Origin of the sequence: Aquabacterium sp. UBA2148 (genome assembly GCF_002328915.1) — a bacterium.
Lineage (GTDB): Bacteria > Pseudomonadota > Gammaproteobacteria > Burkholderiales > Burkholderiaceae_C > Aquabacterium > Aquabacterium parvum.
In genome coordinates, this window is the sequence record NZ_DCXA01000274.1 from 1 (window position 1) to 18,209 (window position 18,209).

Below are 18,209 nucleotides of genomic sequence, written 5' to 3' on the forward strand. Positions count from 1 at the left end.
CTGCCCGAGCCGCAAGACCGCGATCTCCACGAGCGCCAAGCGCGCGCCCGCTGGTACCAGGACAGGCCGCGCCGAAGTGCCGGTCACGGCCCCAAAACTGCGACAGCCCCCTCATCAGAGACACGCGATGGCCCATGACCTCAACATGGGCGCAGGCAAGGCGCCAGAAGCCGCATCCGCCTCAGGCGTGTCAGCCCCCCCGACGACACGTGAGGCCGAGCCCGGCGCAGCAGGCACCTGGCTGCTGCTGCGTGGCCTGACGCGCGAACACGGCCACTGGGGCGATTTTGCCGAGCGATGGCGCGCCGAACTGCCCACCAACTCGCGCGTGCTGACGCCCGACCTGGCCGGCAATGGCACGCGTTGTCGTGACCGCAGCCCAGCCTCGGTGCCTGGCCTGTTGGCATCTTTGCGTCAGGACTTGCTCGCGCAAGGTGTCGAGCCGCCTTACCGCGTGATCGCGATGTCGCTGGGCGCGATGGTGACGGTCGAGTGGGCGCACCAGTACCCAGGCGAGCTCATGGACGCTGTGCTGATCAACACCAGCTTGAAGCCGCACAGCCCGATGTGGCACCGGCTGCAACCGCGCTGGTGGCCCGTGATCCTGCGATTGCTGATCGGTCGTGCGCCGCCCACGCAATGGGAACGGACCATCCTGGCCATGACCACACGACACCCACCGGACGCCGACGCCACGCTGGCTCACTGGCTGCACTTGCGAGAGGCCCACCCCGTCAAGCCGATCAATGGCCTGCGTCAACTGTGGGCCGCTGCGCGGTACGAGGCGCCGCCCTCGGCACCATCGGTGCCTGTGCTGTTGCTCAATGGCTCACAAGACCAACTCGTGCACCCCCATTGCTCGACCGTGCTGGCCGAGCGCTGGGGTGCGCAGATCGTCAGGCATCCCACGGCGGGGCATGATCTGCCCCTGGATGCAGGGCCATGGGTGAGGCGGCAGGTGCTGCAGTGGTTGACACAGCGCCAGGCCGATCACCCGACAGGTCCTGAGGCTTGAGCGTGCCCACCAAGCCCATGCTCAGCGCCTCGCCCCCCAGCGCTTCGAGCAGGTCGGGGATCAGCTGAATCAGCTCGCCGGTCGAGATCGCGACGTCGGCTTCGAAGGCCTCCGACGGGTCGACCTTGCCTCCCCTGGACGGCGTGCCTTCGCTCTCGAAGACCACGTCCAGGAAGGCCAGCTTCTTGAGTTGCAGCGCCTCGGTCAGCACGAAAGACACGCGCTCGCGCCAGCTCAACGCCACGCGCGTGGGCACCTTGCCCGCCTGGATGTGCTGCTTGACCTCATCGGTGTCCAGCGGATGGCGCGCATAGCGCACCACCGACTTCATCTCGTCAGGCGACTTCAGCTCGCACTCGCGGTCCACGCTGAACTGATAGGGCGGCTCGCCCGTGCCCAGCCAGTGGGACATCGCCACCGCAGGCGACATCTCGGTCTGGATCAAGCTCAAGGCCAGGTCGTCCATGGCCTTGACCAGCAGGGTCACGATTTCGTCGGCCTTGGCCTGGCTGCCGCAGTCGAGCACCAGCAGGCGCTGCTTGGGCGCGATCCACACCCAACTCGTGGCCACCTTGGTGAAGGCCATCGGCAGCAACTCGAGCAGGGCCTGCTCCTTGAGCTCCTTCGTCTGCTTCTTGCCAGGGCGACGACCGGTCTGCTCTTCGATCTGGTCGGCGATCTCGTCGGTGCGGCGCTTGACCACCGAGCCCGGCACCACGCGCTGCTCCGTCATCAGGCGCAGCACCCATTGCCCACCGATGGCCTCGACCAGCGGCCCGTGCTTCTCGCCACGCGGCTCGATCCAGCCGGACGACTTCTGTTGCGTGAGGCCACAGGGCACGAAGCGCGCCTTGTCCAGTTCGGCCTCCAGCTGGCTGGCCGAGGCCGACCAACCCTCGCCGATGCGGTAGACGATGAGGTTCTTGAACATGATGGGATCCAGACAAAAGAAAACGCCCCTGACGAATCAGGGGCGCTCTTGTTTTGGCGGAGACGGAGGGATTCGAACCCTCGATACGCTTTTGGCGTATGCTCCCTTAGCAGGGGAGTACCTTCGACCACTCGGCCACGTCTCCAACAACAGCGCGGATTCTAGCCCAGAAAACCTGGACTCATCGGCGTGTTGAACAAAACACACGCCGCGCGAACGCGGCGAACTCAATCGATCAAGCCTTGGCTTCGTCCAGACCGAAAGCCTTGTGCAGCGCGCGAACGGCCAGCTCCATGTACTTCTCGTCGATGACGACGGAAGTCTTGATCTCCGAGGTGGTGATCATCTGGATGTTGATGCCTTCGTCGGACAGCGTCTTGAACATGGTCGAGGCGATGCCGACGTGGCTGCGCATGCCGATGCCCACGATCGAGACCTTGCAGATCTTGGGGTCGCCCACGATTTCACGAGCACCCAGCTTGGGCTGCACGTCCGTTTGCAGCAACTCCAGCGCCTTGGCGTAATCACCGCGCGGCACGGTGAACGAAAAGTCCGTCTTGCCGTCGTGCGAGACGTTCTGGATGATGACGTCCACGTCGATGTTGGCCTCGGCGACCTTGCCCACGATCTGGTAGGCGATGCCGGGGGTGTCGGGCACGCCGACCACGGTGATCTTGGCTTCGTCGCGGCTGAACGCGATGCCGGAAACAACGGCTTGTTCCATGTTCTCGTCTTCCTCAAAACTGATGAGCGTGCCCGACTTGGCTTCTTCTTCCAGGTCGATGTCCCAGGGGGTGAAGCTGGAGAGCACGCGGGTCGGCACGCGGTACTTGCCGGCGAATTCAACCGAGCGGATCTGCAGCACCTTCGAGCCCAGCGAAGCCATCTCCAGCATCTCTTCGAAGCTGATGGACTTCATGCGGCGCGCCTCAGGCACCACGCGCGGGTCGGTGGTGTAAATGCCGTCCACGTCGGTGTAGATCAGGCATTCGTCGGCCTTGAGCGCCGCGGCGATGGCCACGGCCGAGGTGTCGGAGCCGCCACGGCCCAGGGTGGTGATGTGGCCGTTCGGGTCAACACCCTGAAAGCCCGTGACGATCACCACCTTGCCGGCATTGAGGTCGGCGCGCACGCGGGCGTCGTCGATGCTCTCGATGCGGGCCTTGGTGAAGGCCGAGTTGGTCTTCACGGGCACCTGCCAGCCTGCGTAGCTGACGGCGTCCATGCCTTCGGCCTGCAGCGCGATCGACAGCAGGCCCACGGAGACCTGCTCGCCAGTCGAGGCGATCATGTCGAGCTCGCGCGGGTTGGCGCGGTCGGAGAGTTCTTTGGCCAGGCCCAGCAGTCGGTTGGTCTCGCCGCTCATGGCCGAGGGCACGACCACGATTTGGTGACCCGCCCGCACCCACTTGGCCACGCGCTTGGCCACGTTGCGGATGCGCTCGGTCGAGCCCATCGACGTGCCGCCGTATTTGTGAACGATCAGTGCCATGTCAGAGGTTGGTGATGCCACCGTGCGCGTGGGGCTGTCATGCCGACATGCTGGCGCACATCCTGCAAAAAGCCCGCTTTGAAATCCCGACGCACGGTCGAACCCGCGATTTTAACGCGAGACAGGCGCCCTCGCGGGCATTTCACGCGTCAGGCAGCCAGCGCAAGCCCCATTGCAGCACCCCTCGAGGCGCCTGGAAGCGCCCATCCACACCCAGCCCGGGCACAAAAACCAGAGACTCGCCCGAAAAAAACAGCGGCGCCGAGCGGGCCCAGGCTGGCACCCCGGCGGATTGAAACTGGCGCTTGAGGTCACGCACCGGGCGTCCTGCCCCCATCTGAAAGCCTTCGCCGCCCGAGCGCGCACGGGCCTGCAGTCCACTTTGAAGGCGCTGTGGCGCCACGCCGCCATGAGAGACCTCTTCGACCCGCAGGCAACCTCGCCAGCCAGGCACCGGCCAGTCCCCAGGGCGATCGATGCTCAGCACCACCGCAGGCCTGGGCGCGAACCCATCCGTTTCGCCAGGAGCCCCCCCAGCCTCACCACCATCGGGCACACAGCGCAGCACGCCCCGGTAGAGCGAAACGCCCAATTCGGGCCATCGGGCGCTGCCCTGCCCCGCCAACGCCCTGGGCACCTCGTGGCTCAACCGATCGATCCAACTGGCGCCGCCCACGCCATGCTGCCCCAACCAAGCCAGCAGCACCTGCCGCCTCTCGGCATCCGGCATGGCAGACCAAGCCACCGCGTTCAGGGCACCCGATTCGGCCTCACCGCCCCAGCGCTGCAAGGCATCGGCCTGCCAGGCGCGCAAGGCAGGCAAGGCATCGGCCACGCGCGCGGCAGATTGAGTCAGGGTCACCTCAGCATCCGGAAAGGCCGCCAGCAAGGCCGGCCAGACGTCAAGCCGCAACCGGTTGCGGGCAAAGCGTCGATCGCCGTTGCTTTCGTCATCGACGAAGCGAAGGTCGTGCTGCAGGGCATAGGCCTCGACGGCCTCTCGCGGCAGGTCCAACCAAGGCCGAACCCAGCGCACGCCATCGCGCCAGTCATCTTTGGGCATCGAGGCCAGGCCGGCCACGCCGCCGCCACGCAGGGCCTGCAGCAAGAAGGTTTCGGCCTGGTCGCGCCGGTGCTGGGCCAGCAGCAACAGGTCCACACCCGCCTCGCGGGCCATGTCGGCCAGGGCCTCATGCCGCAGCCTGCGCGCCTCGGCCTCCACGCTGAGGCCCGCATCAAGGGAGATCGACACACGGCGACTCAGCAGGCTCACCGGCAGGCCGTGATCGGCCCATTGGCGGCAGGTCGCTTCGGCGTGCGCCAGCCAGGCGTCTGCATGAGGGCTGAGCCCGTGGTGCACGTGCAGGGCAAAGACGTGCATGCCCGGCACCTGCGCGGCGGCGCGCGCCGTGACGTGCAGCAAAGCCGTCGAGTCGCGCCCGCAGCTGTAGGCCACCGCCAGGGCTGGCATCGGCAGGCCTTGGTTCGCTGGCTCGGCCCGAGCGATCAGTGCTCGGTGGTGTCGTTGAAGCGGCCCATGGCCTGCAGGCGCTCGTAGCGGGCCTGCAGCAGGTCCTTGACCTTCAGGTCGGCAACCTGGCGGTAGGCGTCGTTGAGCGCACGCTTGAGGTTGGCACAGGCCTGCTTGTGATCGCGGTGGGCGCCACCCACGGGCTCGGAGATGATCTTGTCGATCAGGCCCAGCGCCTTGAGGCGGTGCGCCGTGATGCCGAGCGCTTCAGCGGCATCGGAGGCCTTGTCGGCGGTCTTCCAGAGGATGGAAGCGCAGCCCTCGGGCGAGATCACCGAGTACACCGAGTACTGCATCATCAACACTTGGTCGGCCACGCTGATGGCCAGCGCACCGCCAGAGCCGCCTTCACCGATGATGGTGGTGATGATGGGCACCTCCAGGCGCGCCATCTCGAAGATGTTGCGGCCAATCGCTTCCGATTGGTTGCGCTCTTCGGCACCAATGCCCGGGTACGCACCCGGGGTGTCGACAAAGGTGAACACCGGCAGGTTGAACTTCTGGGCGGTTTCCATCAGGCGCAGGGCCTTGCGGTAGCCCTCGGGGCGCGACATACCGAAGTTGCGCGCAGCGCGCTCCTTGGTGTCACGGCCCTTTTGATGCCCCATGACCATGCAGGGCTGGCCATTGAATCGCGCCAAGCCACCCACGATGGACAGGTCGTCGGCGAAATGGCGATCACCGTGCATCTCCTGGAAGTCGGTGAACAGCTCGTTGACATAGTCCAGCGTGTACGGGCGCTGCGGGTGCCGAGCGATCTGCGTGACCTGCCACGGCGTCAGGTTGGCGTAGATGTCCTTGGTGAGCTGCGTGCTCTTCTTGCTCAGTCGGTCGATTTCTTCGGAAATGTCGACAGCAGACTCGCTCTGCACGTAACGCAGTTCGTCGATCTTGGATTCCAGCTCGGAGATCGGTTGTTCGAACTCCAGGAAGTGTCGCTTGCTCATGGTGAGGTCCTTCTATAGGGCGCAAAGACGAGGATCACCCGTCAGTACGCCACGGGCAGCGGGTCAAGGCTGCGCCACAGATACCAGGTGCCCACCGTGCGGTAAGGCGACCAGGCTTCGGCCACGTCCCGCGCTTCTGCGCGCGAAACCGGCTCGCCACTGAAATAACTCTGGCTGATGCCCTTGATGAGCCCCAGGTCGTCCAGGGGCAGCACATTCGGTCGCATCAGGTGGAAAATCAGGAACATCTCGGCCGTCCAGCGGCCGATGCCACGGATGTCGATGAGCTCCTCGATGATCAGCTCATCTTCCATTTCCTGCCACTGTGCCACATGCACCCGGCCTTCGGCGAAATGCCGAGCCAGGTCGAGCATGTATTCGACCTTGCGGGCCGACAGTCCAGCCTGACGCAGCTCGTCGGTGGTCTTGCTCAACATGTTCAATGGCGACAGCGGCTCGCGGTGGGCCTCGGCGCTGCCGCCCAGCACCACCACCAGGCGCTCCCAGACCGACTGCGCAGCCTTGACCGAAATCTGCTGGCCGACGATGGAACGAGCCAGGGTCGTGAACGCATCGCCTCGGCTCTGCAGCCCGGCCGAGCCATGGTCAGCGATCAGCTTGCGCATGACACGGTCGCGCTTGCTCAGGTGTTTGCAGGCTTCTTGCCAGTAGGCAGGCGTCACCAGTTCAGGCACCGAAGAAGGACTTGCCCCCCCGCTGCGAGGGCTGACTTTGGAGGCGCCGGGCATCAGGCGCTCACCCAGGTCGTGCCCTGCGGGCCATCCTTGAGCACGATGCCCTGGGCGGCCAGCTCGTCGCGGATGCGATCGGCCTCGGCAAAATTGCGCGCCTTTTTGGCGTCGGCTCGAGCCTGGATCAAGGCCTCGATGGCCGCTGCGTCCGGGGCACCGGCGCTGGAGCCCGCTTGCAGGTACGCCTGAGGTACCTGCTGCAGCACGCCCAGCACCGACGCCAAGGCCTTGAGCAGACGCGCAACGTCGAGCGAACGCGAGCGATTGAGCTCGGCAGCCAGATCAAAGAGCACCGACAAGGCCATCGGCGTGTTCAGGTCCTCGTCCATGGCCGCCTTGAAGCGCGCCGCCTGCGGGTGTGCCCAGTCGATGTCGCCCAGCCCCACCTGACCCGCGTCCAGGCCTTCGAGAGCCGTGTACAGGCGCCGCAAGCCGTTGCGAGCGTCATCGATGCCCGCGTCGCTGAAGTTGAATGGGCTGCGGTACTGCGTGCGCAGCATGAAAAAGCGCAGGGCTTCACCGTCAAAGTGCTTGAGCACGTCGCGGATGGTGAAGAAATTGCCAAGCGACTTCGACATCTTGACGTTGTCAACGTTGACGAAGCCGTTGTGCAGCCAGTAGTTGACAAAGCGCTTGCCTGAGGCGCCTTCGCTCTGCGCGATCTCGTTTTCGTGGTGAGGGAACTGCAAGTCCAGGCCACCGCCGTGGATGTCGAACTGCTCACCGAGCAGGCTGCAGCTCATGGCCGAGCACTCGATGTGCCAGCCCGGCCGCCCGGGACCATAGCCCGACTCGTACTTCGCATCGGCCGGCTCTTCCGGCTTGGCCGACTTCCACAGCACGAAGTCCAGAGGGTCTTGCTTGCCATCGTCCACGGCCACGCGCTCGCCCGCACGCAGCTGGTCCAGGCTCTTGCCCGAGAGCTTGCCGTAACCGGGGAACTTGCGCACCGCGTAGTTCACGTCGCCGTTCGAAGCACGGTAAGCCAGACCGTTGGCTTCGAGCTTGCCGATCAGGTCGAGCATCTGCCCGACGTATTCGGTGGCACGCGGCTCGTGCGTGGGTGGCTCGATGCCCAGCGCAGCGATGTCTTCGTGCATCGCCTTCGTCATTTCGTCCGTGAGCTGTCGGATGGTGATGCCACGCTCGACCGCACGACGGATGATCTTGTCATCGATGTCGGTGATGTTGCGCACGTAGGTGACCTCGTAGCCACTGGCCTTGAGCCAGCGCTGCACCACGTCGAACGCCATCATCATGCGAGCGTGGCCAACGTGACAAAGGTCGTAGATGGTCATCCCGCACACATACATGCGGACCTGCCCCGGCGTCATGGGGACAAAAGCTTCGACCTGTCGCGACAGGCTGTTGAAAAGACGCAGGCTCATGGGGAATGAATGGATCAGGACCGGCCCCGTGGCAGGGACGCCAGAGGCGGGTCAGGTGGAGGCGCCAGGCTTGCAGGCACGGCCTGCGCGGCACACCGGCCACCGGCAGAGCGCGGTGTGGCCCGAGGCGACGCTCAGATACAATTTACCGAGTATAGCGGCCGGGCCACAACAAGGCCCGAACTGCGGGTCAGACCGCCGCTTTTCATGTGACGGTGGCTGTTATCCTTCACGGCTGGAGCCCACGGGAGCGACCACGCCGCGACGGTGGATGGCCCGAGCCAGCGGTCCCATGTGTTCCTGTCCAGCCCGAACAACCTCTTCTGACACCACCATCCATGCAGACTGAAGTGCTTCACATCGGAACCCGCCTGACCGCCATCGCGGCTCGCTGCATCGCCGCCGCCGCGCTGTCTTTGACGGTGATGGGTGCGCAGGCCGACGACGTCTCCGACGTGCAGAAGCTGCTGGCCGCCGGCAAGAACGCCGAAGCCCTGCAAAAGGCCGATCAGTTCCTGACCGCCAAACCGCGCGACCCGATGATGCGCTTCCTGCGAGGCATCAGCCTGTCCCAGGCAGGTCGTGCGCCCGAAGCCATCACCGCCTTCACGAAGCTCACCGAGGACTACCCGGAGCTGCCCGAGCCCTTCAACAACCTGGCGGTGCTGTACGCGCAGCAAGGTCAGTACGACAAGGCCCGCAACGCCTTGGAGATGGCGATCCGCACCAACCCCAGCTACGCCACCGCGTACGAGAACCTGGGCGACGTCTACGCCAAGCTGGCCAGCCAGGCCTATTCCAAGGCGCTGCAAATCGACACTCGGTCGGCCGTTGCACCCAAGCTGGCCATGATCCGCGACCTGTTCCCCAAGGAGCGCAACCAGATCGCCGTGGCAGCCGCCACACCGACACCCGCGCCGGCACCTGCACCGGCGGCCAAACCGGCTCCGGCTCCGGCTCCGGCACCTGCCCCGACGCCGGCTCCGGCACCAGCGCCCGCTCAAGCTGCCAAGCCCGCACCGGCGCCGGCCCCCGCACCTGTGCCGGCACCTGCGCCAGCTCCCGCCCCGTCCAAGCAAGAATCCGAAGATTCCGCAGCTGAGCGCGATGTCGCCTCCGCCGTGCGAGCCTGGGCTGAAGCCTGGAGCCGCAAGGACATGGGCGACTACTTTGCCGCCTACGCAAAAGACTTCGATGGCGGCAAGTCTCGCAAGGCTTGGGAGCAAGAACGTCGCGAACGCATCACCGGCAAGCGCAGCATCTCCGTCAAGGTCTCCGGCTTGAAGGTCTCCGTCAACGGCAACAAGGCGACCGCTCAGTTCCGCCAGGAGTACAAGGCCGACAACCTCAGCGTCAGCAGCGGCAAGCGGCTGGACCTGGTTCGCAATGGTGGCAACTGGGTGATCGTGAAGGAAAGCACCGGTTCCTGACATGCCCCGTGATCCTGGCGCACCGCCCCTCTGCAGGGGCGGCCTTTTCCTTTCCTGGCTGACCGCCCTGCTTGTGTCGATCGGCCTGCTGGGCCTGCATGCGCCCGCGGCTCAGGCCCAGTCAGACAAGGGGCGCGCCGCGGCCTCGAGCCGGTTGAAGAAGAACCAGGCGAGCGAGCGCGCAGCGCAGCGCAAGCTCGATTCACGCAAGGCCGACGCGAGACAGCTCAAGGACCGCAAGTCCGCCAAGTCTCGCCAGGCCGATGCCAGCACGCCGAATCGACGCGCCGAGCGCAACCGTCAGAGCGCGCTGGTGGGCGGCGTCGCCGCTGGCGCCATGGCCCTGCCATTGGCCAACGCGTCGAACCGCGCACAGTTCAGCCGCGCCTCCCTGCCACCAGAATCAGGCGCGCTGAGTTCATCGGCAGGGCTGGCAGCCGAGGCCCGCCTGCTCGACATCTACCGCCTGATTGGCAGCGGTCAGGGCAGGCAAGCCCTGGAGCAGGCCGAAGCCCTCGTTCGAGACGTGCCCAACTTCCAGCTGGCCCAACTGGTCTATGGCGACCTCCTGCTCGCCCAGACACGGGCGCTGCCCAGCATGGGCTTGGCTCCGGGCGACATCGCGGCCAAGGCCCCCCAGCGCCTCGATCAACTTCGCCAGGAGGCAGAAAAGCGCTTGGCCGCTCTGCGCGAGCGCCCGCCCCCCGGCACCTTGCCCACGCAGTTCATCACCCTGCCCCCGACCACCCGGCACGCCATCGCGGTGGATGCCAGCCGCTCGCGGCTGTACCTGTTCGAAAACGGCCCCAAGGGCCTTCAGCTGGTGGCCGACCACTACGCCTCCATTGGCAAACTCGGCTCGGACAAACGCATCGAAGGTGATCAGCGCACGCCGCTGGGGGTTTACTTCATCACCAGCCGACTCGAAGGCCGCCAGCTGACCGACTTCTATGGTGTGGGGGCCCTCACCCTGAACTACCCCAACGAGTACGACCGACGACTGGGCCGCACCGGCAGCGGCATCTGGCTGCATGGTGTGCCCACCGAGAACTACGCGCGCAGCCCGCAAAGCACCGACGGATGCGTGGTGCTGGCCAACCCTGAGCTGCAATCCATCATCGATCGGGTCCAGCCACGCAACACCCCGGTGGTCATCGCACGCAGCCTGCAATGGGTCAGCCCTGCGGTCAAAGAGCCCGAACGCCGCAGCCTCGGCAATTTGCTCGAGGGGTGGCGCACTGCGCGCGCCAGTGGAGACATCAACCGTCTCATGGCGTTTTACTCGACCCAGTTCTCGAATGGCGGCAAAGACCTGAGCCAATGGCGCCAGATGATCGAGCGCGACGTGCAACAGACCCGTGGTCGCGAGTTGCAACTCAAGGATGTCTCCATCCTGGGCTGGCGCGACCAGAGCGATGTGCTCGTGGTCACCTTCGGAGAAGTGGCCGAAGGTCAACGAACCGGCGCCATCAAGCGTCAATACTGGGGCAAGGAAGGCGGCCTCTGGAAAATCTTCTACGAAGGAGTGATTGGATGACGATTCGCACACTGCTGGTGGCATCTGCCACCGCCCTGCTGGCCCTGGGCGCACAAGCCCAGAACGTTCGCCTGAGCACCAATCAAGGCGACATCGTTTTGCAGCTCGAGGCTGCCAAGGCGCCCAAGACGGTCGCCAACTTCGTCGAGTACGTCAAGGCTGGCCACTACAACGGCACCGTCTTTCACCGCGTGATCGACGGCTTCATGATCCAGGGCGGCGGCATGACGCCCGACATGAAGGAAAAAACCACGCGCGCGCCCATCCCGCTGGAGAGCCGCAATGGCCTGAGCAACACCCGCGGCACCGTCGCCATGGCCCGCACCAGCGTGCCCGACTCGGCCACCGCCCAGTTCTTCATCAACGTGAAGGACAATGCCTTCCTGGACGCCGCCCGCTCGCCGGACGGCAACGGCTACGCCGTGTTCGGCAAGGTCGTCGAGGGCATGGACGTGGTCGACAAAATCCGCAAGGTGCCCACCACCACCAAACCTCCCCATGGCGACGTGCCTGTGCAAGCCGTCGTCATCACCAAAGCCACCATCGAGAAGTGATCACCATGACCAAGACCGTTGAACTGCAGACCACCGCCGGCGTCATCCGCCTGGAACTCGATGAAGCCAAGGCGCCCATCACCGTCGCCAACTTCCTGAACTACGTCAATGCCGGCCACTACAACGGCACCGTGTTTCACCGCGTCATCAAGGGCTTCATGGTCCAGGGTGGCGGCTTCGAGCCTGGTCTGAAGCAAAAGCCCACCCAGGGCGAGATCCAGAATGAAGCCAACAACGGCCTGAAGAACGACAAGTACACCATCGCCATGGCCCGCACCAGCGCGCCCCACTCGGCATCGGCGCAGTTCTTCATCAATGCCACCAACAACGACTTCCTGAACTTCAAGTCCGAGTCGCCGCAGGGTTGGGGCTATGCCGTTTTCGGCAAGGTCGTCGCCGGCACCGAGGTGATCGACGCCATCGAGAAGGTCAAGACCGGCCGCAAGGGCTTCCATGACGACGTGCCGCTGGAAGACGTCGTCATCACCCAGGCCACCGAGGCCTGAAGCCATGGGGAAGCCTGCCTTCCCCGGCGCTCACCCCCTGCATGCACCGCCCTCGTGGCGGTGCATTGATTTCATCTCCGACATCCACCTGCACGATGGCCTGCCGAACACCATGGCGGCCCTCGAGCGCTTCCTGTCCGAGACCCCCGCAGACGCCCTGTTCATCCTGGGCGACCTGTTCGAAGCCTGGGTGGGCGACGACATGCGCAGCGAGCCCTACGAGGCCGGCTGCTTCGCGATGTTGCGCGAGTTCGCCAGCCGGTGCTGGCTGGGCATCATGGTTGGCAATCGCGACTTCCTGCTGGGCGACGCCTTCACGCGCGACTGCGGCGCCCACGCCCTGCCCGACCCCACCGAACTGCACGCCTTTGGCCACCGCGCCTTGCTGATCCACGGGGACGAGCTCTGCTTGGCCGACACCAAGTACCTTGCCTTCCGTGCACAGGTGCGCCAAGCTGCCTGGCAGCAGGCCTTCCTGGCACACCCACTCGCCGCGCGGCTGGAACAGGCTCGACAGATGCGCGCAGCGAGCCAGGCCCACCAGCAGGGTGATCAGCAAGCCATGTACGCCGACGTGGACGAAACCGCTGCAGCCGCCTGGCTGAACGCATCAGGCTGCGACATGCTCATCCACGGCCACACGCACCGCCCGGGCAGTCAACCCTTCGGCGGCCACACGCGCCACGTGCTCTCCGACTGGGACCTGGATCACGGGCACCCACGCGCCGAAGTGCTGCGCTGGACCCAAGGCGGACTGCAACGCATCGCCCTGACCTGAGCCACACCGATCACACCGCTGCCCACTGCGGTCAGCAAAAACAAAGGGCCTGCAAGCGCAGGCCCCTTCTTCGTGTTCAACGGCGACCTGATCGGCAGGCACCGCGCGAACTGCCTCACTCCGCCGTGGCGGCCTCCGGCTTGGTGCGATCGCTCTTCTTGTTCGGCTGAATGTCCAGCTTCACCTCTGGCTCGCCCTTGTCGTTGTCCACGATGTCCACCGTCAGGCGTCCACCATCGACCAGGCCGCCGAACAGCAGTTCGTCGGCCAGCGCCTTGCGGATCGTGTCCTGGATCAGGCGCTGCATCGGGCGTGCGCCCATGAGCGGATCGAAGCCACGCTTGGCCAGGTGACGGCGCAGCGCATCGGTGAAGGTGACCTCGACCTTCTTCTCGGCCAGCTGGCTTTCGAGCTGCAGCAGGAACTTGTCCACCACGCGCAGGATGACTTCCTCGTCCAGCGGCTTGAAGCCCACGATGGCGTCGAGCCGGTTGCGGAACTCGGGCGTGAACATGCGCTTGATGTCGGCCATCTCGTCGCCCAGCTCGCGCGGGTTCGTGAAGCCGATGGTCGACTTCTGCAGCGTCTCGGCGCCCGCGTTGGTCGTCATGATGATCAACACGTTGCGGAAGTCAGCCTTGCGACCATTGTTGTCCGTCAGCGTGCCGTGGTCCATGACCTGCAGCAGGATGTTGAAGACGTCCGGGTGGGCCTTCTCGATTTCGTCGAGCAGCAGCACGCAATGCGGCTTCTTGCTCACGGCCTCGGTCAGCAGGCCACCTTGATCGAAGCCGACGTAGCCCGGGGGCGCACCGATCAGGCGGCTGACCGCGTGGCGCTCCATGTACTCCGACATGTCGAAGCGAATCAGCTCGATGCCCAGGATGTAGGCCAGTTGCTTGGCCACCTCGGTCTTGCCGACGCCCGTGGGGCCGCTGAACAGGAAGGAGCCGATCGGCTTGTCCGGCTTGCCCAGGCCCGAGCGCGCCATCTTGATGGCGGCCGACAGGGCGTCGATGGCGTTGTCCTGGCCGAACACCACGCTCTTGAGGTCGCGGTCCAGCGTCTTGAGCTTGCTGCGGTCGTCGTTGGACACGCTGGTCGAAGGCACCCGCGCGATCTTGGCCACGATCTCTTCGACCTCGGCCCGCGTGATGGTCTTCTTCTGCTTGCTCTTGGGCAGGATGCGCTGCGCGGCACCGGCTTCATCGATCACGTCGATGGCTTTGTCAGGCAGGTGGCGGTCGTTGATGAACTTGGCCGACAGCTCGGCTGCAGCCTGCAACGCCCCCAGCGCGTACTTCACGCTGTGGTGCTCTTCAAAACGCGACTTCAGACCCTTGAGGATTTCAATGGTCTGCTCGACCGAAGGCTCCGCCACTTCAACCTTCTGGAAGCGCCGCGACAGGGCCGCATCCTTCTCGAAGATGCCGCGGTACTCGGTGACCGTGGTCGCGCCGATGCACTTGAGCTGGCCAGAGCTCAGCGCGGGCTTGAGCAAATTGGAAGCATCCAGCGTACCGCCCGAAGCCGCACCAGCGCCGATCAAGGTGTGGATTTCGTCAATGAAGAGCACGGCCCCCGGCTGCTCCTTGAGCTGCTTGATGACGGCCTTGAGGCGCTGCTCGAAGTCACCGCGGTACTTGGTGCCTGCCAGCAGTGCACCCATGTCCAGGGCATAGACCTCGGCGTCGGCCAGCACGTCGGGCACATCGTTTTGCGTGATGCGCCAGGCCAGACCCTCGGCGATGGCGGTCTTGCCCACGCCCGCTTCGCCCACCAGCAGCGGGTTGTTCTTGCGGCGGCGGCACAGCACCTGGATCACGCGCTCGACCTCGGTGTCACGACCGATCAGCGGATCGATCTTGCCGTCGCGGGCCATCTGGTTGAGGTTCTGGGTGTACTGCTCCAGGGGCGAGGCCTTGCCTTCGGCCTCTTCCTTTTCGGCCTCGGCAGGGCTTTGCTCGGATGCCTGTTTGGCGGCCTCCGGCGGGTCGGCCTTGCGAATGCCGTGGGCAATGAAGTTCACCACGTCCAGGCGCGTGACGCCCTGCTGGTGCAGGTAGTACACGGCGTGCGAATCCTTTTCGCCGAAGATCGCCACCAGCACGTTCGCACCGGTGACTTCCTTCTTGCCGCTGCCGGAAGACTGCACGTGCATGATCGCGCGCTGGATGACGCGCTGAAAGCCCAGCGTCGGCTGGGTATCGACCTCGTCGGTGCCACCAACCGTGGGCGTGTTGTCGCGAACGAACTGGTCGAGGTTCTTGCGGAGCTCATCCAGGTTCGCGGCGCAGGCCTTCAACACCTCGGAAGCAGAGGGGTTGTCGATCAGCGCCAACAGCAGGTGTTCCACGGTGATGAACTCGTGGCGTTGCTGTCGGGCCTCGACGAAGGCCATGTGCAGACTCACTTCCAACTCTTGCGCAATCATGCGGTCTCCAGGATGCACTGCAGGGGATGCCCGGCCTGGCGGGCGGCGGCAAGAACAAGTTCGACCTTCGTGGCCGCGACGTCCTTCGTGAAGACGCCGCACACACCACGGCCTTCGTGGTGGATTTTCAGCATGATTTGCGTGGCCGCGTCGATGTCATGGTGAAAGTGCTCCTGAAGCACGAACACCACGAACTCCATGGGCGTGAAATCGTCGTTGAGCATGACGACCTGGTACAGGCGCGGAGGCTCGAGGGCCAACGCCTGTTTCTCGGCGACAACCGACACCTGCCCGTCTTCGGCAGGTCCTTGCGGCCCGGTGGCCAGTTGTGGATTCAACCTCAATGTCATGAATCCATTCTAGAGGAGGCGTCTTGCTCATGCCATGTCATCTTGGGGTCTCCTACCCCGGTTCAAGGTCAGGAAATTCACGGCTGAGACTGCACTTTTCTCGCGAGCACCACACCCATCCAGGCGCGCTTGCAATTGTTTCAATCGACACAAACCGCCGCCTGACCGGGAACCCCCTCCTATGACAGATCGCGACAGTCTGTCACAAGCTCACCGGAGCCCGCGCCAGACCTCGCCTCAAGTCGGTCAAATATGGGCGACTCGATTCAATACCGGGCATTTCTGCGCTTGACAGCGCCGAGCGCACAACGTGAAAATCGTCACAAACTAACTTGGAGGGACAGCATGGCCACCGGCACTGTCAAATGGTTCAACGACGCAAAAGGTTTCGGATTCATCGAACCCGATCAGGGCGGCGGTGACGTTTTCGCTCATTTTTCCGCCATCCAGATGGACGGATTTCGCACCTTGAAACAAGGCTCCAAGGTCAGCTATGAGCTGGTCGCGGGCCCCAAAGGCATGCTCGCGCAGAACATCCAGCCCTTGCCGCAAAGCGGTGAGCTGGTCGCTGACGCCATCGGCGACCTGCATTTTCTGGAACAGTCTTCAGCCGGGCACAGCCTGCCCCACTGAACACTGGACTGCCTTGGAGACCTTCGGGCGTCGCAGGATCGCCTAACGCCCACAGTCCCGGGTTCGGCCTCCTTGAAAAAGGAAGCTGCCAGTGAATGAAAACGGCCCGCCTGATGGCGGGCCGTTTTCATGGGCGCGGCCGATCATCGGCCGCCGCTTACTGATCACATCTGGTCGATCATCACCTGACCAAAGCCCGAGCACGACACCTGGGTGGCGCCGTCCATCAGGCGAGCGAAGTCATAGGTGACCTTCTTGCTCTGGATGGCCTTGTTCATCGCTGTGATGACCAAGTCAGCCGCTTCGGTCCAGCCCATGTGGCGCAGCATCATTTCGGCCGACAGGATTTCGGAACCGGGGTTCACGTAGTCCTTGCCAGCGTACTTCGGTGCAGTGCCGTGGGTGGCTTCGAACATGGCCACGCTGTCCGACAGGTTGGCACCGGGGGCGATGCCGATGCCACCGACCTGGGCGGCCAGCGCGTCGGAGATGTAGTCGCCGTTGAGGTTCAGCGTGGCGATCACGCTGTACTCGGCCGGGCGCAACAGGATCTGCTGCAGGAAGGCGTCGGCGATGGCGTCCTTGACGATGATGTCCTTGCCCGTCTTCGGGTTCTTGAACTTGCACCATGGGCCGCCGTCGATCAGCTCGGCGCCGAATTCCTTCTGGGCCAAGGCGTACGACCAGTCACGGAAGCCACCTTCGGTGTACTTCATGATGTTGCCCTTGTGGACGATGGTCACGCTGGGCTTGTCGTTGTCGATGGCGTACTGCAGGGCCTTGCGCACCAGGCGCTCGGTGCCCTCCTTGGACACGGGCTTGATGCCGATGCCGGAGGTTTCGGGAAAGCGGATCTTCTTGACGCCGAACTCGGTCTGCAGGAAGGTGATCAGCTTCTTGGCCTTGTCGCTCTGGGCTTCGAATTCGATGCCGGCGTAGATGTCTTCCGAGTTCTCGCGGAAGATCACCATGTCGATCTTTTCGGGCTCCTTCACGGGCGAAGGCACGCCCTTGAAATAGGTCACGGGGCGCAGGCAGACGTAGAGGTCGAGTTCCTGACGCAGGGCCACGTTCAGCGAGCGGATGCCACCGCCAACGGGAGTGGTCAGCGGGCCCTTGATGGACACGACGTAGTCCTTGAGGACCTTCAGCGTCTCTTCGGGCAGCCAGACATCGGGGCCGTACACGCGGGTCGACTTCTCACCGGCGTAGATCTCCATCCAGTGGATCTTGCGCTGGCCGCCATACGATTTGGCCACGGCCGCATCGACCACCTTGATCATCACGGGCGTGATGTCGAAACCGGTGCCATCCCCTTCGATGTAGGGAATGATGGGGTTGTTCGGGACGTTGAGCGAGAAGTCCGGGTTGACCGTGATCTTCTGCCCACCTTCGGGCACCTTGATGTGCTGATACATGACTGTGGTCTCCGCGTTTGGCGTTTCCGTGAAAAACATTGCCATGGATGTCGGCAACGTGAACCAATTCTATGCCACCACCTGAATCAGGGGCGCAGGCGCAGCGCTCGTTTCCCATGGATGGTCCGGATTTCAGCGCGATTCGGCGCAAAGCCGCGACACATCAGGCGCACCATGCCTGCCACTGAGCCCAAAGCTGATGCCACAGGCCCCAGGCGGCCATCGCCGCCAAGCCCAAACCCGCGACCCTCACGGCCAATTGCTGATCAAGCCACAGGGGCGCCGCGCCCACCTCAGGTGCAACAGGCACGGCAACGGGGGTGTGCCGCTGAGCAGTTGGATCAGCGCGGGACACCGATCGCATCCAGACCACGGGCACGGGCGCGCCTGGCGTGGGGGAAGCCGCCTGCGCCGAACGCCCCCTCAGCCACCGCATCAGCGCAGGCGCCGCCCACACACCTGCTGCGCTTGGCAAAGCGAACGCCAACATGACCAACGCCCCCTCTGCCGGGC

Annotated in this window: 16 protein-coding genes and 1 tRNA gene; 7 read left to right on the top strand and 10 right to left on the bottom strand. The window is 64.6% G+C overall.

All coding sequences use genetic code 11. The features are described 5' to 3' along the window. Positions 1-127 precede the first annotated feature (127 nt). Complete coding sequence (locus B2W70_RS15350) at positions 128-1,015, top strand: alpha/beta fold hydrolase (protein WP_286746980.1); 888 nt, start codon at positions 128-130, stop codon at positions 1,013-1,015. Here B2W70_RS15350 and B2W70_RS15355 read toward each other — a convergent pair. The 7 genes from B2W70_RS15355 to cysS all read right to left on the bottom strand — a co-directional run bounded on the left by B2W70_RS15355 (position 897) and on the right by cysS (position 8,056). Further along, a complete protein-coding gene (locus B2W70_RS15355) occupies positions 897-1,946 on the bottom strand; it encodes a recombination-associated protein RdgC (RefSeq protein WP_286746982.1) in 1,050 nt (349 codons plus the stop codon). The two genes, B2W70_RS15350 and B2W70_RS15355, sit on opposite strands and share 119 nt — an antisense overlap. Positions 1,947-2,000: 54 nt before the next feature. Beyond that, positions 2,001-2,091, bottom strand: a tRNA-Ser gene (locus B2W70_RS15360). Positions 2,092-2,181: 90 nt separating this feature from the next. Then, positions 2,182-3,438: an aspartate kinase gene (locus B2W70_RS15365; RefSeq protein WP_058087484.1), complete on the bottom strand. Its 1,257-nt coding sequence runs from the start codon at positions 3,436-3,438 to the stop codon at positions 2,182-2,184. 142 nt (positions 3,439-3,580) lie between these two features. Beyond that, the gene (tilS, locus tag B2W70_RS15370; protein WP_286746984.1) at positions 3,581-4,909 is read right to left on the bottom strand and encodes a tRNA lysidine(34) synthetase TilS; all 1,329 of its coding nucleotides are present in this window, start codon (positions 4,907-4,909) and stop codon (positions 3,581-3,583) included. A 35-nt stretch (positions 4,910-4,944) separates the two neighbouring features. Beyond that, positions 4,945-5,916, bottom strand: coding sequence for an acetyl-CoA carboxylase carboxyltransferase subunit alpha (locus B2W70_RS15375; RefSeq protein ID WP_058087482.1), 972 nt, complete (start codon positions 5,914-5,916; stop codon positions 4,945-4,947). Positions 5,917-5,957: 41 nt separating this feature from the next. Then, a complete protein-coding gene (locus B2W70_RS15380; protein WP_286746987.1) occupies positions 5,958-6,665 on the bottom strand; it encodes a DNA-3-methyladenine glycosylase family protein in 708 nt (235 codons plus the stop codon). Next, positions 6,665-8,056 carry a cysteine--tRNA ligase gene (cysS, locus tag B2W70_RS15385; RefSeq protein ID WP_286746988.1) on the bottom strand — a complete coding sequence of 464 codons (1,392 nt, stop codon included), beginning with the start codon at positions 8,054-8,056 and terminating at the stop codon, positions 6,665-6,667. Before cysS ends, B2W70_RS15380 begins: the two co-directional genes overlap by 1 nt. Positions 8,057-8,394: 338 nt before the next feature. Between cysS and B2W70_RS15390 the strand changes: the two genes are divergently transcribed. From B2W70_RS15390 to B2W70_RS15410, 5 genes are all read left to right on the top strand, one after another. Next, the gene (locus tag B2W70_RS15390) at positions 8,395-9,486 is read left to right on the top strand and encodes a tetratricopeptide repeat protein (protein ID WP_414631078.1); all 1,092 of its coding nucleotides are present in this window, start codon (positions 8,395-8,397) and stop codon (positions 9,484-9,486) included. Positions 9,487-9,559: 73 nt separating this feature from the next. Beyond that, on the top strand, positions 9,560-11,023 hold the full coding sequence (locus B2W70_RS15395) for a L,D-transpeptidase family protein (protein ID WP_286746990.1): 1,464 nt from the start codon (positions 9,560-9,562) through the stop codon (positions 11,021-11,023). After that, positions 11,020-11,577 (top strand): peptidylprolyl isomerase, encoded by a 558-nt coding sequence (locus tag B2W70_RS15400; protein WP_058087478.1) that lies wholly within the window; start codon positions 11,020-11,022, stop codon positions 11,575-11,577. The genes B2W70_RS15395 and B2W70_RS15400 overlap by 4 nt, the downstream gene beginning before the upstream one ends. A 5-nt stretch (positions 11,578-11,582) precedes the next feature. Beyond that, a complete protein-coding gene (locus B2W70_RS15405; protein ID WP_286746992.1) occupies positions 11,583-12,083 on the top strand; it encodes a peptidylprolyl isomerase in 501 nt (166 codons plus the stop codon). Positions 12,084-12,087: 4 nt separating this feature from the next. Continuing rightward, positions 12,088-12,861 carry a UDP-2,3-diacylglucosamine diphosphatase gene (locus B2W70_RS15410; RefSeq protein WP_286746994.1) on the top strand — a complete coding sequence of 258 codons (774 nt, stop codon included), beginning with the start codon at positions 12,088-12,090 and terminating at the stop codon, positions 12,859-12,861. Positions 12,862-12,976: 115 nt separating this feature from the next. Here B2W70_RS15410 and clpA read toward each other — a convergent pair whose 3' ends face one another. Next, entirely contained in the window at positions 12,977-15,295 is a 2,319-nt protein-coding gene (gene clpA / locus B2W70_RS15415; protein ID WP_286746995.1) for an ATP-dependent Clp protease ATP-binding subunit ClpA, read from the bottom strand. Next, positions 15,292-15,645 carry an ATP-dependent Clp protease adapter ClpS gene (gene clpS / locus B2W70_RS15420; RefSeq protein ID WP_286746997.1) on the bottom strand — a complete coding sequence of 118 codons (354 nt, stop codon included), beginning with the start codon at positions 15,643-15,645 and terminating at the stop codon, positions 15,292-15,294. Before clpS ends, clpA begins: the two co-directional genes overlap by 4 nt. A gap of 345 nt (positions 15,646-15,990) precedes the next feature. Between clpS and B2W70_RS15425 the strand changes: the two genes are divergently transcribed. Next, positions 15,991-16,278, top strand: a complete 288-nt coding sequence (locus tag B2W70_RS15425; protein ID WP_083505971.1) for a cold-shock protein — start codon at positions 15,991-15,993, stop codon at positions 16,276-16,278. A 164-nt stretch (positions 16,279-16,442) separates the two neighbouring features. On the opposite strand, the gene icd is transcribed toward B2W70_RS15425, so the two are convergent. Next, positions 16,443-17,696 carry an NADP-dependent isocitrate dehydrogenase gene (gene icd, locus B2W70_RS15430; RefSeq protein ID WP_286746999.1) on the bottom strand — a complete coding sequence of 418 codons (1,254 nt, stop codon included), beginning with the start codon at positions 17,694-17,696 and terminating at the stop codon, positions 16,443-16,445. Between the last annotated feature and the right edge of the window lie 513 nt (positions 17,697-18,209).